The 19,603-nt window shown below is 29.1% G+C and carries 16 protein-coding genes and 1 other RNA gene; 10 read left to right on the top strand and 7 right to left on the bottom strand.

Annotation, left to right across the window (positions count from 1 at the left end; genetic code table 4):
* Positions 1 to 5: 5 nt before the first annotated feature.
* A complete protein-coding gene (locus EXC45_RS02890; protein WP_036434722.1) occupies positions 6 to 689 on the top strand; it encodes a GntR family transcriptional regulator in 684 nt (227 codons plus the stop codon).
* A 41-nt stretch (positions 690 to 730) separates the two neighbouring features.
* Here the strand turns inward: EXC45_RS02890 and EXC45_RS02885 are convergent, their stop codons facing one another.
* From EXC45_RS02885 to rpsP, 4 genes are all read right to left on the bottom strand, one after another.
* The gene (locus EXC45_RS02885) at positions 731 to 1,138 is read right to left on the bottom strand and encodes a hypothetical protein (protein WP_036434720.1); all 408 of its coding nucleotides are present in this window, start codon (positions 1,136 to 1,138) and stop codon (positions 731 to 733) included.
* Positions 1,139 to 1,228: 90 nt separating this feature from the next.
* Positions 1,229 to 1,579: a 50S ribosomal protein L19 gene (rplS, locus tag EXC45_RS02880; protein WP_036434719.1), complete on the bottom strand. Its 351-nt coding sequence runs from the start codon at positions 1,577 to 1,579 to the stop codon at positions 1,229 to 1,231.
* Complete coding sequence (trmD, locus tag EXC45_RS02875; RefSeq protein WP_036434717.1) at positions 1,569 to 2,252, bottom strand: tRNA (guanosine(37)-N1)-methyltransferase TrmD; 684 nt, start codon at positions 2,250 to 2,252, stop codon at positions 1,569 to 1,571. The genes rplS and trmD overlap by 11 nt, the downstream gene beginning before the upstream one ends.
* Before the next feature lie 3 nt (positions 2,253 to 2,255).
* Positions 2,256 to 2,504, bottom strand: coding sequence for a 30S ribosomal protein S16 (gene rpsP / locus EXC45_RS02870; RefSeq protein WP_036434715.1), 249 nt, complete (start codon positions 2,502 to 2,504; stop codon positions 2,256 to 2,258).
* Between the two features lie 128 nt (positions 2,505 to 2,632).
* Here rpsP and ffs point away from each other — a divergent pair.
* From ffs to tsaD, 4 genes are all read left to right on the top strand, one after another.
* Positions 2,633 to 2,729, top strand: an RNA gene (gene ffs, locus EXC45_RS02865) — signal recognition particle sRNA small type.
* A gap of 54 nt (positions 2,730 to 2,783) precedes the next feature.
* Positions 2,784 to 3,191, top strand: a complete 408-nt coding sequence (gene tsaE / locus EXC45_RS02860) for a tRNA (adenosine(37)-N6)-threonylcarbamoyltransferase complex ATPase subunit type 1 TsaE (protein WP_036434713.1) — start codon at positions 2,784 to 2,786, stop codon at positions 3,189 to 3,191.
* Positions 3,191 to 3,751, top strand: coding sequence for a tRNA (adenosine(37)-N6)-threonylcarbamoyltransferase complex dimerization subunit type 1 TsaB (gene tsaB, locus EXC45_RS02855; RefSeq protein ID WP_036434711.1), 561 nt, complete (start codon positions 3,191 to 3,193; stop codon positions 3,749 to 3,751). The genes tsaE and tsaB overlap by 1 nt, the downstream gene beginning before the upstream one ends.
* A complete protein-coding gene (gene tsaD / locus EXC45_RS02850; protein WP_036434709.1) occupies positions 3,751 to 4,689 on the top strand; it encodes a tRNA (adenosine(37)-N6)-threonylcarbamoyltransferase complex transferase subunit TsaD in 939 nt (312 codons plus the stop codon). Before tsaB ends, tsaD begins: the two co-directional genes overlap by 1 nt.
* Before the next feature lie 18 nt (positions 4,690 to 4,707).
* Here the strand turns inward: tsaD and EXC45_RS02845 are convergent, their stop codons facing one another.
* Positions 4,708 to 5,508: an alpha/beta hydrolase gene (locus tag EXC45_RS02845; protein WP_036434707.1), complete on the bottom strand. Its 801-nt coding sequence runs from the start codon at positions 5,506 to 5,508 to the stop codon at positions 4,708 to 4,710.
* 4 nt (positions 5,509 to 5,512) lie between these two features.
* Complete coding sequence (locus EXC45_RS02840) at positions 5,513 to 6,493, bottom strand: lipoate--protein ligase (protein WP_036434705.1); 981 nt, start codon at positions 6,491 to 6,493, stop codon at positions 5,513 to 5,515.
* 99 nt (positions 6,494 to 6,592) lie between these two features.
* Here EXC45_RS02840 and dnaJ point away from each other — a divergent pair, with 99 nt between their 5' ends.
* On the top strand, positions 6,593 to 7,696 hold the full coding sequence (gene dnaJ, locus EXC45_RS02835) for a molecular chaperone DnaJ (RefSeq protein WP_036434704.1): 1,104 nt from the start codon (positions 6,593 to 6,595) through the stop codon (positions 7,694 to 7,696).
* 37 nt (positions 7,697 to 7,733) lie between these two features.
* On the opposite strand, the gene EXC45_RS02830 is transcribed toward dnaJ, so the two are convergent.
* Positions 7,734 to 9,053, bottom strand: coding sequence for a hypothetical protein (locus EXC45_RS02830; RefSeq protein WP_129693789.1), 1,320 nt, complete (start codon positions 9,051 to 9,053; stop codon positions 7,734 to 7,736).
* A 149-nt stretch (positions 9,054 to 9,202) separates the two neighbouring features.
* Between EXC45_RS02830 and tpiA the strand changes: the two genes are divergently transcribed.
* The 4 genes from tpiA (at position 9,203) to EXC45_RS02810 (ending at position 19,594) form a co-directional block, all read left to right on the top strand.
* The gene (gene tpiA / locus EXC45_RS02825; RefSeq protein ID WP_036434700.1) at positions 9,203 to 9,937 is read left to right on the top strand and encodes a triose-phosphate isomerase; all 735 of its coding nucleotides are present in this window, start codon (positions 9,203 to 9,205) and stop codon (positions 9,935 to 9,937) included.
* 2 nt (positions 9,938 to 9,939) lie between these two features.
* Positions 9,940 to 10,974, top strand: coding sequence for a hypothetical protein (locus tag EXC45_RS02820; RefSeq protein WP_036434697.1), 1,035 nt, complete (start codon positions 9,940 to 9,942; stop codon positions 10,972 to 10,974).
* 136 nt (positions 10,975 to 11,110) lie between these two features.
* Positions 11,111 to 13,636, top strand: coding sequence for a hypothetical protein (locus EXC45_RS02815; RefSeq protein ID WP_129693788.1), 2,526 nt, complete (start codon positions 11,111 to 11,113; stop codon positions 13,634 to 13,636).
* 537 nt (positions 13,637 to 14,173) lie between these two features.
* Complete coding sequence (locus EXC45_RS02810; protein WP_129693787.1) at positions 14,174 to 19,594, top strand: hypothetical protein; 5,421 nt, start codon at positions 14,174 to 14,176, stop codon at positions 19,592 to 19,594.
* The last annotated feature ends 9 nt before the right edge of the window (positions 19,595 to 19,603 follow it).

Raw genomic sequence — 19,603 nt, 5'->3', positions numbered from 1 at the left:
AAAATATGAAATATTCTAAAAACGACATTAGCAAAACCCAAGAAATTATTGATTATTTACTTGATTTAATTAAGACAAAGAAAATCCCAACCAACAAAGTTATGCCTTCTGAGCATGCTTTAATGCATCGTTTTGAATGCTCTAGAGGAGTAGTAGTGAGCGCTTACAATAAGTTAGCCGCTTTAGGAGCTGTTTACTCAATTAACAAACGTGGTCACTTTGTGGCTGAGAACTTTCACAATCTCATCAAACCGCTTTCATACATGCTAAAAGCCGATTCTCAAAGCGGAATTGAAGTAACTAATGAAATTAAAGAACCGCAATGATTTGAGACTAAAAACGTTATTTTTGTAAATGGTTGAAGAGCTTTTACCAAAGAGTATTTTAAAGAAAATCAAAAAATTGCTGAAGCAACCATTTATGTTTCAAACAATTTATTTAACAGTGTTGATCAATTAGATTTAACCTCATCAATAACTGATGCTTTATTAAAAGCTAAAATGCTCAATAACATGATTTATTTTTTAGAATATCAAAAAGTTAATAAGTTTGAACATGAAAAATTAGTTGTAATTAATTTTTATGGTTATGATACCGAATCAATATCAATAGCTGGTACAATGTATGTACATCCAGATCATTTCCAATTTTTCCACCAAGAATTTGGTTCAGTTAATAAAATTTCATAAGAAAAAGCAGAATGTGTAGTTTCTGCTTTTTCTTATGAGTTTTAAGCTTTTTGATCTAAGTCAGAGTTGTCTGGAGCAAAATATTTATTTTCTTCTTGGATCATTTTGTCAACTGAAGCTAAGTAAATAATAGCCCCAATAAAAGCAACGATATTAATAAAAATTCCTATTAAAAATAAAATAAATAAAAGTTGGAATTTACTTGATAAAACTCTACTTACTGTTTCTTGCTTAAGTTGGTAAGATCTAACTGATGCAATAATTGTCACAACAAAATTACCAATTCACAAAGCAGCACCAATAAATCAAAATATTTCTGCAAAAGCAGAACTAAATATAATTAGTCGTGCTATAAAAAACAAAATTCATAGCAATAACGATAAAACAACTATTGCAATTGAAAGAGATTTTAAATCTTTTGTTTGTGATGATAAATTAAAATTTTTCATATTTCTCCTTTATGATATTGATTATATCAATTTATGTATGGTACAAGTTCAAATAAAAACCGCTGTAAGCGGCTTATTGGGCATATAAAATTATCTTTTAATTTCTTTAAGACGTGCACTTTTTCCTGTACGGTTTCTCATGAAGTAAAGTCTGTGTCTTCTAACTTTATTTGAACGAACAACTTCAATACTTGCAATAAGTGGTGAGTTTAAAGGGAAAGTTCTTTCAACTCCTACACCATATGACATTTTTCTAACTGTAAAGGTTTCTCTAGTACCTGATTCTTTTTTAGAAATAACAAGCCCTTCGAATACTTGGATACGTTCTTTTTCACCTTCACGAATACGAACGTGAACTCTAACGTTATCTCCAGTTTCAAAAGCCACTAAATCAGTACGTAATTGTGTTTCTTCAACAAGCTCCATTAATTTATTTCTCATGTTTAATCCTTTCAATTATGTCAGGGCGATTTTTGAGGGTTTTCTCTCATTGGGCCTGACGTTTTCATTTTTCTATTTCACTATGATTACCATTAAAAAGTACTTCCGGAACTTTCATTCCTTTATATTCTCTTGGTCTAGTGTATTGAGGATAATCCAATAAACCTATTCCTTGAAATGATTCGTATTGATGTGATTCTTCGCGAATAACTCCATCAACTAGTCGAGTAATTGAATCTGCCATTACCATGGCTGGTAATTCTCCACCAGTTAACACATAATCTCCAATTGAAAGTTCAATATCAACTAAATCAACTACTCTTTCATCAAAACCTTCATAACGGCCACAAATAAAAGTTATTTGTGAATATTTTGAAAGTTCGTGAGCCATTTGTTGATTAAAAACTTTCCCTTGTGGCGATACTAATACTTTATATCCACCGCGGTTTTCTAAAGAATCTAGCGCTAAATCAATTGGTTCAACTTGCAACAATAAACCATGTCCACCACCGTAAATTTCATCATCTACTTTATGATGTTTACTTTTACTAAAAGCACGAAAGTCCACAATATTAACATCTAAAAGATTTCTTTCAATTGCTTTATTGATGATACTTTCAGATTTAAATGGTTCAAAGTATTTTGGAAATAGGGTTAAAAAATTAATTTTCATTGCTTATTTTTTTAATTCAGCTGTTAATTTGTTAGCTCTAAAAAGATTTGATACTGTTACAGTAGGTTGAGCACCTTTAGAAAGTCATGCTGCTGTAGCTTCTTTATTTAAAACAAGTTCTTTGGTTGAAGGGTTGTAGTGTCCTAAAGCTTCAATGAATCTTCCATCACGAGGAGCACGAGCATCAGCAGCTACAATTTTGTAAACTGGTCTGAATTTGCTTCCCATACGTCTAAGTCTAATTTTTACCATAAATATGCCTCCTTTACTGTCAAGCACTTTTACTTGACACTTTTTGAATATGTATGTTTATTATAATGTAAATTTTCAAAGCACAAAGTAAATACTTTAAATATTTAATATAAATTAATTTGGTATAATACTAAAGCCGTTAAAACAATAACCCACTAACCTGGTCAGGACAGAAATGTAGCAGCCATATGAGGAAGTGTTGTGTTTAGCGGTCTTTTTTATTGCTTTCACATAATAAAATTAAGAAATTGATAAAATAAAAGAACTTAAAGGACTTGTATGAATCAAAACATTAGTAAATATCAATTAATAAGTAATAATCCTGTAGATTTGGAACAATTTATCAATGAACTTTATCCAGAAATTCAAGAATGTCAAATCATTTTACTTCAAGGTGATTTAGGTGCTGGAAAAACCACTTTTGTCAGATATTTAGCTAAAAAAATCGGCATTAAGCAAAATGTAACTAGTCCAAGTTTTTCTTACATGAAAACTTATGATGGTTTAGTGCATATTGATTTATACAATTACAAAGGTGATATAGAAGAATTTGAAGATTATTTTGAAGATAATATCGTTGCTATTGAGTGAGCTAATTTAAGAAAATTAAACTTTCAAAAATACATCTTAATTAATGCTTCTATTGACAAAGATAATCATATTTTTGAAGTAAGCGTGGTGAAATAATGAATGTTTATTTAGATACTTGTGCTGATGATTTAGTTTTAATTTTATTTGATGATACCTTTAAAGTCAAAGATCATCTTTTAATTAGTGGCGTGAAAAAGAAAGTTGAACTTTTAACAATAAAGTTTGATGAACTTCTTCAAAGAAATAACTTAAATGTCAACAACATTGATAAGTTTTATTTAAACAAAGGACCAGGTTTTTTTACCGGAGTGAGAATTGCTTTGGTGTTTGCTCGAACAATTGCTTTGTGAAATAATAAATTAATTTTAACCACTAACTCTTTTGCCATTTTAAGCAAACAACAAAGTAAAGAAATGTATTTACTAAACGCCAGCGGTTTAAAACAGTACGCTTTAACTCACAAGGAATTAATTAGTGCTAAAAATGAAGATATTCATCGCTACATTCAGGTAGTTGATAAATTAGGTCAGGAAGATAAAATCAACTATACTGATATGATTGAAAATTTTGCAAATTATCAAGATATTTTTGAAGTTGAAAACACCATTGACATTGTCCCTCTTTATGTCAAAATGCCACAGATTGGAGATTTATAATGACAATTTTAGGAATTGAAACTTCGCATGATGACACTTCAATTGCAGTTTTAAGAGATGGTGAAGTTTTGGATATGTGGACTATTTCTCAAATTGATATTTTTAAACAATTTGGAGGAACCATTCCTGAACTAGCTTCGCGTGAACATGTCAAAAATATTGCTTTAATTGAACAATTACTAATTCAAAAGTATAAAAATGTTCATTTTGATTATGTTGCATACACCAAAGAACCAGGTTTAATTGGGACATTGCAAATTGGATATTTATTTGCCTTTGCTATTTCAAAAGTTCTAAATGTACCTTTAATTGCGGTTAATCATTTGCATGGTCATTTTTTATCAGCGACTTTAACTCATAAAATCGTTTATCCTGCATTATGTTTATTAGTTTCCGGTGGTCACACTCAACTGATTTTAGCTCAAAGCGCTAGCGATATTGAAATCATTGGAGAAACTTTAGATGATGCTGTTGGGGAAGCCTTTGATAAAGTTTCTACTCGTTTAAATTTAGGATTTCCAGGTGGTCCAATTATTGATAAAGTATCTAGAGATTACACCGGTGAATTCATTAAGTTCACAACTCCAAAAACCGAAGGAGAATTAGATTTTTCTTTTAGTGGTTTAAAAACACAAGTGTTAAATTATGTTAACACACAAAAAATGCAATCCAAAGAAATTGATCCTATTCAAATAGCATCAAGTTTTCAAAGAAAATCCATTGAATATTTAATTGAAAAAACTACTTTAGCTCTTTCAAAACATAAAGTTAACACTTTAGTTTTAGGAGGAGGGGTTTCAGCCAACTCTGCGTTGCGCGAGAAATTTTTAAAATTATATCCAAACACAATTATCCCCTCTTTAAAGTACGCTACTGACAATGGTGCAATGATTGCTCAAGCTGCTTATTTACAGTTAAAAGAAAAATCAAAGGTTTAATTGTCCTTTGATTTTTCTTTAGTTTTCTTTAATTATTTGATTAATTTTATTCAGCACTGCTTCAGGAGATTCAAAAATGATTGCGTGTCCTACATTTGAGAGAATCTCAGTATCAAAAAAGTATTTTCTTTTGATTTGCTCCATTTCAATTTCAGTAGTGTAATTATCTTTATCACCACTTAAAATGTAGATATTAGATGCATTAGCATACATTTGAGCTAACGTATTATTTAAATATTCTTCATTGGTAATCTGGTTAACAACCATTTTTTCAAATTTTCTTTTATGGAATTCAAAACTTGAATTTCTTCTCATGCAAGTGAAATTAGCAACTTTATTTAAACGCTCATTAGAACTAGCAAATAAATTCTCATAAGACTCCACACATTCTTGAGTGTTACTTGGAATTAATCAATTAGGAAGCGTTAAATTGTCCTTATCAAAAGTTAAAAATTCATTAAAAGGCGATAACAGTAAAGAGGCTTTAATTTGTGGAAGCGAATTAACAAATAAAGCCGAAGACGCCCCTAGTGAGTGTGAGACAATGTATATTTGCTTTTCATCGCTTAAAACTTGATTAATAAATTTAAGTGCCACTTTATAATAATCTTCTAATAGTAAATCGTTTTTTGCTGAACTTAATCCGCATCCAGGGAAGTCCAATCCACAAAAACGAAAGTTTCTTTGCATTCTTAATATTGGATTGAAATTTTGATATGAATCTCCAAAACCATGAAAAAACAACACTAAAGGTTTGTTGTCTTTTCCATCTTCGTATAAATAATTGATTTCAAAATTGTCTATATTGATTTTTGCCATGATATTAACCAAAAATTAATTCAAGAATTTCTTCTTTTAAAATTCCACCAAAATACATATTTAAATCAATTTGATCAAGAATTTTGTCAAAAGCTTCTCGTTTAAATTCAATGCCATTAAATAAATGCATTACATCACTAAGATCTTTTTTACTCAAAAAGTCTCCTTCAAAGAAAATGTCTAATACTTTATTTTCCACAACATTTAATTTAACTTTCAAAATCCCATTTTGGAATTTTTTAGCATTTTCAGCGCTGAATTGTGGATTACGACCATAAATTCATTCTTCAGATGAACGAATTGCCATTAATTCACGAAGTTGTTTGTCATATTTTTGAACAGGTAATTCTTCATATTTAGCATCAAAGTTTTTTACAAAATAATCAACTAATCCTTGAATAAATTCTTCAACATTCATAGAATAATTTAATTCTTTTGCAATATTTGTGACTCTTTGACGTGCTGATTGAATTCCTTTTGATTCCATTTTTAATTTCGAAGGATTTAAAGCATTTGCTAATTTTGTTAAATCTACATCAAAAAGTAATGTGCCATGTGAAACAATTCTGTTTCCTTTGATAAATTGTGCATTTCCACTAATTTTAGCTCCATTACACAATAAATCATTACGTCCTTTAAATTCTGCATTTAATCCTAATGAATTTAAATATCCAATAATTGGTGATAAAAATCTTTCGTATCCACCTTTTTTGTCATAATCAGTTATAAATGAAAAACAAATATTACCTAGATCGTGATAAACAGCCCCTCCACCGCTTGATCTACGTGCTAATTCAATTTTGTTTTCAATAATGTAATCTCTTTTAATTTCTTCATGCGCATTTTGGTTTTTTCCAATAATTACAGCATTGTCATGTTGATATAAATATACAATATCACCTTGTTGTTCAGGGTCTTGCATAATTAATTCCTCAAGAGATAAATTGTAATATGGTGAGTATTTTTTGCTAACAAATAATTTCATATATTAAAGTATATTACATTTATAAAACTAGGTTCAAAAGTAAAGACTTTTAAAGAAAATTAGCAGTTTAAGTTAAATTGTGCTAAAATTAAACTAATTATGGCAAACAAGAGAGATTATTATGAAGTTTTAGGTGTTTCAAAAAATGCCACTGAACAAGAAATTAAGAGTGCATATCGTAAACTTGCAATGAAATATCACCCTGATAAATCTAAAGAACCAGATGCTGATAAAAAAATGCAAGAAATAAATCAAGCATACGAAGTTTTATCTGACTCTAAAAAAAGACAAAATTATGACCAATTTGGACACGATGCAGAAAACGCTAACTTTGCAGGAGGTTCTGGAGGATTTCAAGGTTTTGGCGGTTTTGGAGATTTTAGCGATATTTTCGGGGATATTTTTGGTTTTGGAAAATCTTCAAGAAGAAACACAAACGCTCCTCAAAAAGGTCAAGATAAAGAAATGATTTATGAAATTTCTTTTATTGATTCCTTTAACGGAATTACTGATAGTCGTAAATTTCCAAAATACGATCTTTGTTTATTCTGTAATGGGACTGGCGCTAATAAAGCTAAAGGATCTAAGACTTGTTCAACATGTAATGGACAAGGTTCACAAAGAAGAAGAGTCAACACAATTTTCGGAGCTCAAATGATTTCTGAAGAGTGTCACACTTGTAATGGAACTGGCCAAATTTATGTTGAAAAATGTGAACATTGTAAAGGTGCAAAATACATAAAAACCGAAAAAGATATCAAAATTAACATTCCTGCTGGAGTAACTGACGGATCAATATTAAAATGCACCGGATATGGACATCCAGGTATTAACGGAGGTCGTTCTGGAGATTTATTTTTACACATCAAAATTAAACCTCATAAGTATTTTGAAAGATTGGGAGATGATATTATTTTAGATTTTCCTGTATCTTTTGCAGATATTTTACAAGAGAAAGTTGTGGAAGTGCCTACTCCAAATTCAGTTCAAAAAATTAAACTTAAAAAATCTTATTTAGAATCTAAGACAATTAAAATTTCTGGAGAAGGATTCAGAAGAAACGGTAAAACCGGAGATATGAAGTTGAATTTGAAAATCATCATTCCAGATTATTCTTCAAAAGAAAGAAAAGAACTTATTAAAGTTCTTGAACAAATCGAAGACACAACTAATAAAGATTTCGTGACAAGAGTTAAAAAATAACAAAAAAATCACTTGAGAGTTACGCTCTTAGGTGATTTTATAATTTTGATTCAAGATCTTTAATTTTTAAAAGGAGCTTGTCTAAAGTCCCGTTATTATTTATTAAATGAGTTGCAACATTTCTTACCATATGAGCTTTATGTGTACGCTTAAATTTCTCTTTTTGCTCAAAATTAATGCAATGTTGATTGAAATCGATATTTTCTTGGGTTGTAACTTTTAAAAACTCTCTATTAATTCTGTTAGTTTTGGTAGCTTCTAAATAAAAACAATATGTTTTTGGATGTAATTTTTGAACCTCAAGAAACAATTTGCTTCTATACAATGATTCAAGAACAACATTTTGTCCTATTGAATAATCATATATTTTATGCAAGAAAAGTGCATATATGTTTTTCTGACTATACAAATACTTTAACAGATCTGAAAATTTATCTTTAGAGACATTAAGGTTTCGAATACCAAAGTCTTTAAGTAATTCTTTTTCAATATTTATGATTTTTATTCTTTTGTAATTGAGATTCTTCTCTAAAAATATACCAGCAGTAGATTTACCGCTTTCACTCATACCACCTAGGAAAAGAATTTTTTGGGTGTTTTCTTTTTCGTAGATTTTAGTAAATTTACCTTGTTTTAAAAATTGATCTAACACTTTAATAAAAGCCAATATCTCACTTTCTTTAAATTTAACTTTAAACTCAATGCCAGCTAAAAGTATTTTGTTATGATTTTTGTGCTTATTAAGAAAGTTTTTTAAGTTCTTTAATGTACTGTGAATACTTTTTTCAAGTGAATTTTCAAGCTTATAATTATGAATGATTAAAAATGTTAGAAACGATCCTTTAGGAAGCCTGTATTTGTAAATTTTGTATAAACCAACCAAAGTTTTAACAAAAACAATAATTTCTTTTAAATACTTTTTCTTAAGATGTAATTTAAGAGAATTCTCAATTTCTACAACTTCTGATTCTTTTAAAGTCCCAAACATATTGTCAATTACTCACAACTTTCGATCTTTTAAAAGAGATAAACTAAAATCATATATTTTGTTGTTGTATTTTATTCTAACCATTCCTGGATATTTTTTTATTGAATAAAGTTTACTTTTATACTTACTGATAATTGAATAAAGTTTTTCGAGTTGTTCCGCATAAAAATCTTCAATATTAATTTCGTTATCTTTTAAATAAGGAATAGTCAAACTAATATCCTCATCACTTTGAAATCGATAAGAGTCTATAATTTTAAATGAGATTTTTTGCTTTTCTGAACCAATTATTTTAAGTTTACCGTGTTGATTTTCGAAGGACTTAAAAATATCATTTTTAATGTTGCTAATTAAATTTGAAGTTGACATAATTAAATTATATCTTTTATTAAAGATCGCATTAAAAATCAAAGCTATAAAAAACAATTTCATTTTATTTGCTTAATGCAAATATAAATACATTTATATTTATGTCAATTTATTATAATTAAGATAATTCATTCTAATAAAGGAGAAATATGAAAAAACTTGTAATTATTGGTAACTGAAAGATGAACAAAACTTTCACTGATACCCAAACTTTTTTAAATGAACTTGATGTTCAATTGCAATTAAAAGAAGACAAATTAGTTGATAATGTAACTTATGGAATAGCTTCACCTTACACAAATTTAGCTGCTTTTAGAGATTACAAAAACACTAATTTACATCTAGCTGCTCAAGATGTTTCAGTGCACGAAAAAGGAGCATACACCGGTGAAATTTCAGCAGACATGCTTAAAGATTTAAATGTCAAATATGTTGTTTTAGGACACTCAGAAAGAAGAAGCTACCACAATGAATCAAGCGAACTTGTAAACCAAAAAGCAAAAGTTGTTTTAGAAAAAGGAATGACACCTGTTATTTGCGTTGGTGAAACACTTGAAGAATACGAACAAGGAATTACCAAAGAAGTAATTAAAAAACAAGTAGAAGAATCTTTAAAAGATTTAAACCTAAGCAAAATTGTTTTAGCTTATGAACCAATTTGAGCAATCGGGACAGGAAAAGTTGCAACTCCTGAAATTGCACAAGATGTTTGTGAATACATCCGTTCATTGACTTCTGATAAACTTGTTATTCAATATGGTGGAAGTGTCTCACCAACTAACATCGAATCTCTTGCGTCACAAAAAGACATTGATGGTTTCTTAGTTGGTGGAGCATCTCTTGAAGCTTCAAACTTCGTTAAATTATTAACTCTCGGTAAGTAATAATGAACACTAAGATATACATTGATTTCGAAGTTATTCAAACTAAAGATTACAAATTAAGCGGTTTTTATGGTAAACTGCCTTTTTTGTATACTATTGGTTTTGAAAAAAATCAACAATTCATTTATAAAACAACATTAATTCGTCCAAGTGTATTAAAAAACAAAAAACAACATGAAATTGATAATTTAGTAGCGGCAAATTTAACTAATTCAATTAAAACGCTTACAGGAATAAAACTCAATAAAAAAGTCAACAATATTGAATTTATTGGTTTTAATCCCAACTTAGAAAGAGAATTACTTTTAAAATACTTTCCAAATACAGTTGTAAATAACATTTACGAAGATAATTCATCTCCAGTATCACTTTCAAATGTTTTAAAAGAATTAAACATTCAACAAACTGATTTCTTTTCATATTTAAAATCAGTGGCTAAAAAAGATTCCAAGATAATTAAAGCTCTAAACAAAAACAAAACAGGATATGTGGCAGAAATGTGTGGTGTGATTTTGCTTGCTGATTCTATTAAAGACAAAAAAATTATCAAACAACTAACAGGTGTAGAAAAAATTAACATTGATAAAATAAAAAGTGATCTTAAGTTGTATAATTATGAAGACGTAAAAGCAATGGAGATAATTAACAAAAATGTTGAAAAAGTCCAAATTTTATGTCAAAATCAGAAGAAATGCCGTGAAGCAAAGATGTTGCAAAACAAAATTTCGGCCAAAATTGTTGACTTTTCTCATCTTTCAAACGAACATTTATATGTAGCGTCAAATCTTCTGAAAATAGCTTCAGAAATTAGTGACAGCGCGCTAAAAAATCAATTAGTTTCTTATGTCTATTCATTTTTCGAAAGCAAAGGAGACATGATGATGTCAAATTGTTGTAAAGACAAAAAAGATGAAGTAAAAAGCACTTGTGCAACAGGTACTTGTTCATCAAAACAAGAATCTTCTACAGAACAAAATTGTGCTATGGAATGTTCATGTAAATGTCAAAAATGCACTTGCACCGAATGCAAATGCTAGTTCTAAAGAAAAAGCCCTAATTTAGGGCTTTTTCTTTGCTTTTTTTGCACTTTTATCGTAAGATAAAATTTTCATAAATCTGGTATAATGTATAAAATTTTTATAATTTTTAATTATTTTACATACAAGGAGAATCATGAAACAAAAAGGCAAAAAAACTTTCAGGACAACAGCAATTTTATCTGTTGCTTCTGGAGCGTTAGCTTTAAGTGCTATTGGAATTTTAATAGCACTTCACACTAATTACAAAACTCCAAGAAAACAAACTTACTTTTTTAATGAGTTAAAAAATATTAATAATGAAGTTATCGAATATATCAAACAAAGTGACAATAAGAACGATTTAGTTTTACTTCAACAAGAATCAAACTATGCAAGTCAATTGCTTGAAAATGAAAATTCAAGTATTGCTTTAATGTTACAACAAAGAAATAAACTAAAGCTAGAATTGGCTAAAATGAAAATAAAATTAGCAACTAAAGAAGATTTAAATAAAGCTTTAGATAACTATATCGCACTAGTAAAGGAAAGTGATTATCAAGAAATTGCTAATAATGCACTTGAAACTACTAAGTCACAACTTTCTTTATCAAATAAAAACCGTGAAGAAATACTGAATTCTTTCTTTGATACCATAGATAAACTAATCAACCAACAAAACACAACCTCACTAGCACTTGAAACACAAATTTGAAACTTTCACGAGGACCTTGTAAAAGAGGTTTCTCCTTTTGCGTCGTTTTCTGAAAAAAGTGCTGTTTATCAAACAGTGGATCAAATTTTAAAATTACTTAATTCTCCTAGTTATTCAAGGGATGCAATTTTAGAATATCAAGATATTTTTTCTAAAATTGTTAATAAGCTCAGTTCTAATGCAATTGAAAGCACTAACGTTAGAACATCATTTATGGACAATCTTTTTAGAGTAAAAGATGAAATTGAAAAATCACAAATCTCTCCAGAACACAAAACAATCGCTCTTCAAAGAATAGAAGAGTACAGAAATATAGCAAATAGCAATGAAACACTATTATCAGTCACAAAGACAAGTGAAATTGCATACTTAAATGATTTATTAAATCGGGAAATTAACTGAATAGTTGATGAAACTAAAACTGAAAAAGAATTAAAAAAAGATATTGAAGGTGCTTTACAACAAATTAATTCACTAAAACTTAATAATCAAATTAAAAACGTTGTTAATTCTTTAGTTTCTAAAATAAACGATCTCACAGATCAAAATCTTGAACAGTTATTAAACAAAAAAACCCAACTTGAAAAAGTTATTATTTCAACTAGAATACTCAATCAAAATATTAGTGATTTTAATACTCTTATAAACGAAGAGTTTTCGAAAAATAATATTTCTGAAGATGTTGCTAATTCATTTAGAAGTCGTTTAAACGATATTTTAAATGCTCAATTTGATAACATAGATGATTTTTTAAAGGAAATCAATAAAGAATATGCAAAACTAACTGATACGGTTGTTTTAAACGTTACTTTCAAAAATGCACTTTCAAAATTAAATGAGCAAGTAAGTTTTGCATATCAAAATCCTTTTGATATCGAAAAAAACAGATTGAGTGAAATCTCAAATAAAATTGATCTATTGATTAAAAACGAGACTAACCCAACAATTTTAAACGAGCAACTCAATGATCTTTCAAACAAAACAAGAGAAATTCTCCGTTTAGAACTTAGAAAATGAGTAACTGTCGCTTCAGATTCTTTAACATTAGAAAACATAACTCAAGACACTAGAAATGAATTGACAAAATTAAATGATTTTTCACTCCCTCTAATCCCAGAAGATTCAACTGCTACAAGAGAAGAATTAATAACTTTAATTGAACAATACAGAAGCCAAATAAATAATGTAGCACTTGATAAAAATGTTAACGATGCTAATGATGAATTCGACAAACAAAGACAAAGAATCATCGAACTTTTCGGAGGAGAAGAGGCTGCTCAAAATTCTCCAACAGCTCAAAAATTGCTTCAAAAACTAGATCAGGCTAAAGTCGATGCTAAATCAGCAGCGTTAGATCCTAATCTAACTTTTGAACAAAAGCAAGCTAAGATTAACCAACTTAAAGACGATATGGTGAAAATAGCTGATAACGCTCCTAAATTCAAAGCAGTTGAAGATGCTTCAAAACGAGCACAAGAAGCTATTGATAAATCCAAAGGCAATAAAGATGAACAAGCGGCTCTTGAAAAATATTTCAACAAAATAAAAGAAGCTCAAAAAAGTGCTGAAAAAATGCTTGAAGATCCACGTAATGCAATCGGTTCTGAAGAACTAGCTGAAGAGTTAGATGCTAATGCCCAAGAGTACTTGGATGAAAGAATTAAATGACAAGCTAGAGACGGTTTCGATGAAGCATATGAAAAAGTAAATAATACATTTGCTCCTGATATGATAGGAGATCAACCTACACCAACTCAACAAAAATTTCTTGACAAGATTAAAGAATATCAACAAAGAGTTTTAGATAAAAACACTCCTGAAGAAGAAAGACTTCAAATAAAAGAAGATCTTAAAAAAATTATTGAAGTCGTTGAAAGTGCAAGAGAATTAGAAATCGCAAATAATTCACTTTATTCTCTTGTTCAAGGAACCAAAAATAATGATTATGGTGCATTTAAACCACAATAAGAATATGATAAATCATCAGCATTAAATGATGTTACTTTTGCTTTTTTAGATAATATAAATCAAAACGGAATCACAGACAAAGAAGACTATCTTAACAGAGTTAAACAAGTTTATGCTCAAAGAGATGCGTTATCTCTTGAAATTGAAAAAGCTTTCTTAAAGAAAACTACAGCACAGTTACAAACAAATTTATACACAGGTGATAATGCAAATGAATCTCCTTATTCTGAAATTAACAATTCAATTAATGATTTAGTAAGAAGAAAAGAAGAATTATTAGCTGATGATTCAGCTACACAAGCACAAATAAGCGAATTAGAATTTGAAATCAGAAAGCAAATTATCTTAGCCGATAAATTAAACGAGGCTGCTAAAAAACTTAATTCTCTTGATAAAATTAATAATTCTGCGGCATATGAAAACTTAAAAACTGCTATTTTAGGTCGTCCAAAAACATCTCAAGACGGTGTTATTTATGAAAAAGTAGAATCTGCTTTAATTGACTTTAATGACACGAGAAGTGAAATTTCGACAAAATTGAAAAATTTAAACAATGAGTTAGTTAAAACTGATTTAAGAATTAGAGCTCAAGATGTATTGGCTCAAGTTAAACAGCTTTACACACAAGAAGATCGCAAACATGCAATTTTTGATGAGGCAATTATTGCTTATGATAAACAAATTCAAAATTACGAAAAATTAATTAATGATTTTGGGTCTTCATCAAATGATATTTCATTAGTGATTGATCAAATGAGCGTATATTTAGCTAAAGAATCTCAAAACCGTCAAGATATTCAAGATCGATTCAATGATGCTAAATCTAAGTTAGAAGAACTTAGAACAAGTTATTATCAAGATGCTAAAAACGAATCTTTAGATGCAACTCCAAATTTAGATAAAATTTTCTCAGAATTTGATCGTATTAAAGATTTAATGAATGAAGATGGCAGATATCCTACTTTAACTCAAAATATTTTGGATTTAATTCCTCAAATTTCTCTAGCTTGATATAAAGATCTTTACGAAAAAGCTCGCAAAAATACAGAAGTTAAAATTGCTGAAGTTATCAATTACAACTATCGTGATCGTTTAAATAATGATTCCACCGAAGAAAATATCTCAGAAGACATTAGATCAAAACACACATTACTTCTTCAAAAAATAACTGAGCATACAAATTCTATTTCAGATCCTGAAAATACTGCTGCTATTAGAACTAACATTGTTAAGCTAACTAACTTAAGGCTTTTAGTCGATCAAGAAAATGTTATTTTGAACTATTTAAACACAAGTAATGCAGCTAAATCTCTTGATAGAGATAACGTCATTTCTGTTAATAATATGGTTGGCGCTTTAAAAAGCGAACTAAAACAAGCGCAATCTGGTCAAGAAGATACACTCAAAAACACCCAATCAAGCGAACTTGCAACATATAGAAGGAATTTATACAGAGTCTTTTTAGACAATGTTTCCCTTGTAGATGCTAAAAATGAATTAATAGGTCGGATTGAAAAAGAAAAAACTTCAATTAATGAACAACTTCAAAATAACAATAATATTGATTCGAATTTACTAACACAAGTTAATACTTATTTAGATAAATTGCGTGATGAAGTTACTAAAGTTACCGATAAAGCCCAACTTCCTGAACTTGATCAAAAATTAAGTGATTGAAAATTCAAGAGAGACGATCTTGTTCGTCTTGCTAGAAAAGTTAAAGAAGGACAAAACTTCTACACAACAAACAATTCAAATAATTTAGAGTCAGGGCAAATTACTTTATTGAATAAACTTAAAGGTTACACTGACGCAATTACTAATAATTACTTAGAAATTGATCCTGCCGAAATTTCAAATAAAATCGACGAAATTACACAAGTAATAAATATTTACAAAGAATTTACTAAAGTTCTTGAAAAATGAAATAACTTGAAAGAGTTTTCAGCTGATATTGATTATCCACAAGGAAACTCTTCTTCAATTACTCCTGCACAAGCAAAAAGTAATTTAGATGCTTATATAGATTCAATTAAAGCAAAGCTAAATGCTAGTCCAGAAAGTTTAATTAAAATTTCTGAGGTAGATTCACTAATTCCGGTTGTCAAATCTTTAATTGCTTTACAAAAAGTAAGAATTAGTTCACAAAAAGAAGTGCTTGCTAAAAGTGATTATTTAAATTATCAATATAAAGATAATACTACCGCTGAATATGGATTTACTTTTGATGCCAAAGCTTTAGCTGATTTAATTTTAAATAGTGTGCCAAATGTTGACACTCAACTTTCGCAGTTAGAAAATGTATTAAAACCAAATCTTGAAGGCGCTTTTATCAATAAATTAGAATTACATCTTTTTAGAGAACAAAAGCTTAACGAACTACTTAAATCAACTACTGAAAAAGGAATTAAAACAATTGAATTTGAATTAATAACTTCAGAAAATTCAATTCCTGAGAAATATCAATCATTAGCAAATGTCGGAAACGAATTCTTCCACAAACTAGCTACCCAAATTAGAGATGCTACAACTAAAACCCAAATGAATGATGCTGTTAGAGAAGCTAGATTAGTAGATTCTGTATTTTCTAAATATGTTGAAGTTGCTGATTTAATTAAAATCGCAAAAGATAAACTTACTGATTTAGATGGTAAATCAGAAGCAGTAAAAACTAATCAAAATGTAGTAAAATCTAGGGAATTGCTTCAAAAAGAAATTGATAAAGCATTAGCTTATTATTATGAGGAAAGAAACTCATCAATTTTAGATTCTTCGATTTATTACTTAGATGCATACGTGTATAGAATTGATTTAGCTGTTAAAGTTGCAGAAAAAACAATCGAACTAGAAGCTATTCCAACAGAAGAGCAAGCAAGCGCAAATTACTTACTTGAAGTAAATAAAGCTCCTTTAAGAGCCATTTTAAACACGCCATTTAAACTTCTAGAAGAAAGTCCTTTCTTAGAAGCTAAAGACGAATACCAAAATTTACTTCAAATTTACTTAGAAGGTTCTTCTAATGATTCATATCGTATTGCTTTAAGAAATTCATTAAGACTTCAACATGTTTCAGATCTTGCTAAAAAATATTTAGATTCATACAATACATCAAAAAATGGAAATGAAGATTATGAAACAAGTCAAATGAAACAATATTACGTTCAATTGCAACAAAAATATGATTCTTCTATCTTAGAACTTAAAAAAGAAACCCACGATGAACCTGCAAAATTTGAGCTTATTTCTCAAATTAGTAACGGAACAAATGGATTGATCGATTTACTTTTATCTACAAAAAATAACGAAATTGAAGATCGTTATAGAAAAGACTTGTTGCTTAAAAAATTCATTGATAGTAAATACCCAATCGCTACTAACAGTCCTGCTTTAAATGATTATGAAAACGTTGCGGTTAACGAGTTAAAAGGTTTATCTGTTTCTTCTCCAACTGACATAGTCACTGCAAATCAAAAAATCAAAGCAGCCTATAATAAATACAATGATCAATATCTTGCTATTTACAATTGAGAAAGAAATCGTTATGAATCGTTAAAAGATAAATTTAAACCTTATTACGATTTCTTTACAACATACAATGAAAACGGTTTAAATAAAGAGATTTTATTTAGAGCTTCTGCATTTACCCAACAAATGTTAGATAAATATGAACAAATTGTTAATTTAAACGATTCTAATGCCATCTATACCAAAGCTAAAGAAGCTTACAATAAAAAAGCGGAACTTAATAACAATGATGAGCAACTTAAAGCATGACTATTAGAAAATGCTGAAGAAGCTATTTCATCAATGAATTTAGCTTCAACTGATTTAGATTTATTGTTTAGTTCATCTATTGAAACCACTTCAGTACCTAATATTTTTGTCGAAAAGGCACAATATGAGAAATTAAAAGAGCAATTTGATACTAATTTCTCAGGACAAAATATCATTAAAGCGCTTCAATATATTAATAAAGCAACAGAAATTCAAAGTAAAATTGATCTTTTTGTCCAAAATGCAACACAAGCAGATTCAATTAACAATGATTTAAAAACTTACCTTAACGAGCGTACAGTTAGATACGATCAACCATTAAGTACAGAAAAAACTCAAGAGAGAACTGCTTATTTTGAAAAATATAAAAATGCTGTAATTACGCTTGCTAAAACAAGAGTTTCATTAAATAATTTAACTTACGGAAACAACGCTACAACAAACGCAGAAAAAACAGCAACTACTTCTGAAGATTCAAATAATTTACGTTCAATTTTTGATCAATATATAAATGGAAATTCTACCTTTAAAGGAAGAGGTGATTTGAACAACTTTTTAACCTATATGAGAGCAAATGAACTCCAAGAAAATTCAGATAGATTCAATTCAGTTAAATTTGAATATCAAAAAGTTTCAACTCCAGCAGTTGATGGTTGAAATCCAATTAATCAATTAGTTATGGGTTATTCGACATCCTTTGATATTTTAATCGCACTAACTAAGGGGTATGAAAAACTTGATACATTAGCTCATTGATTTGAAAATAAAAACAATACAGATATTTTTTATGATTATTTAGGTAAATTAGAAAACGGTGTTCCAAATTACGCAAAAGTTAGCCCTAAAGACACTGTTTCTGCTGAAAAGTTTTCTGAATTTATAGAAGGAAATTCGATTCCAGAAGAAGATTTAACAATTGAAGGTCAACAATATAAAGCAAAAAAATTAAACAGTTTCTTTAATGATTCTGCTAACAATTCAACTTTAAAAGAGATGTTTAATGAATTTAACATTTTAAAAACATCCAACCCTACATACAACACTGACAACATCGAAGTATTCTTGATTAAAGAAGCAAACAATGACGCAGCTAAATACACTAGATTGCAACTTACTGCTGACCCTTCCGTTAAAAAAGTGTATGTAAGTTATTACTTCAAATTTAAAAAACCTGCAGAAATTGCTCAAAACTCATCTTCATTTAGTAATGTTCCTGATTTTGGAATTAGATATGAAAATTCATCAATTTCATTTAAAACTTTAAATGACTTTATCATTAAAAGAGATAATATCCAAAACAACGAAACATTAATGCGTACATTGTTTACTGCTGATGAAGCCGGATGAAATAACCTGCAAGCGCCTGTAAACCTTTTTGGAGCTTTTGTTAAATATTCAATTCTTGATATGAATGAGCGTCCTGTTCAAAAGAATGGCAGAACAACTCATGGAATTCCTTACTTCACAGAAAATGTAGATAAAGATATTGATGATGACGATCAAGGTGCTGATATTGCCGCTACTCAGACAGAAAGTAACTCTTCATTTAGGGTTAAAGTTAAACTCACTGGCCCATACAAAGGTTACACCCAAGTGGGAAATAAAATTTATTGAAAAGCATTAACACCAAACCTTGCCAACGATAGTGGCCTTCAGTATCAAAACACCGATAGATATAGAAGAGCTCAATTAGGAGATGGGGATAGAAGATATTTCAACTACGATTCACTTTATTACTACAGATATAATGCAGCTAAAGATAGAAACAAAAACTTTTTAGGACTTCCACTTGTAATTGCTATACCAGTTACAAAGGATGGCAGAGATTCAGTATTGGTTGTATTTTGAGAGATAGTAAATAGATTTGATAAAGATCGAACAAACAACACCCAAAACATTTCACTTGGAAATGATGATGTTTTCAGACATGTTTTAACATATAGAAATCAACCAGGTAAATCAAGAACTTCTGATGAACTTGCTAAATATGTAATTAATAAAATTAAATATCGTGACTTGTTTGCTTTAACTTTTGAAGGAATTGCCGGAGGAAGTAAATTGTGAGGAAAAGATCCAAACGTTGAAAGTGACGGACTTAAAGAAAAAGGTGGAGTTGGATATCAAGACTTCTATGATGCAATTGGAGAAAACGGTAAATTTGACATTAGATTCAAATTACACTAATAAGGAGAA

This window comes from Mycoplasmopsis columboralis (assembly GCF_900660675.1).
Classification (GTDB): Bacteria; Bacillota_I; Bacilli_A; order Mycoplasmatales; family Metamycoplasmataceae; genus Mycoplasmopsis; species Mycoplasmopsis columboralis.
Note: the sequence above shows the minus strand (reverse complement) of the source record. Positions and strands in the feature narration are given on the sequence as shown.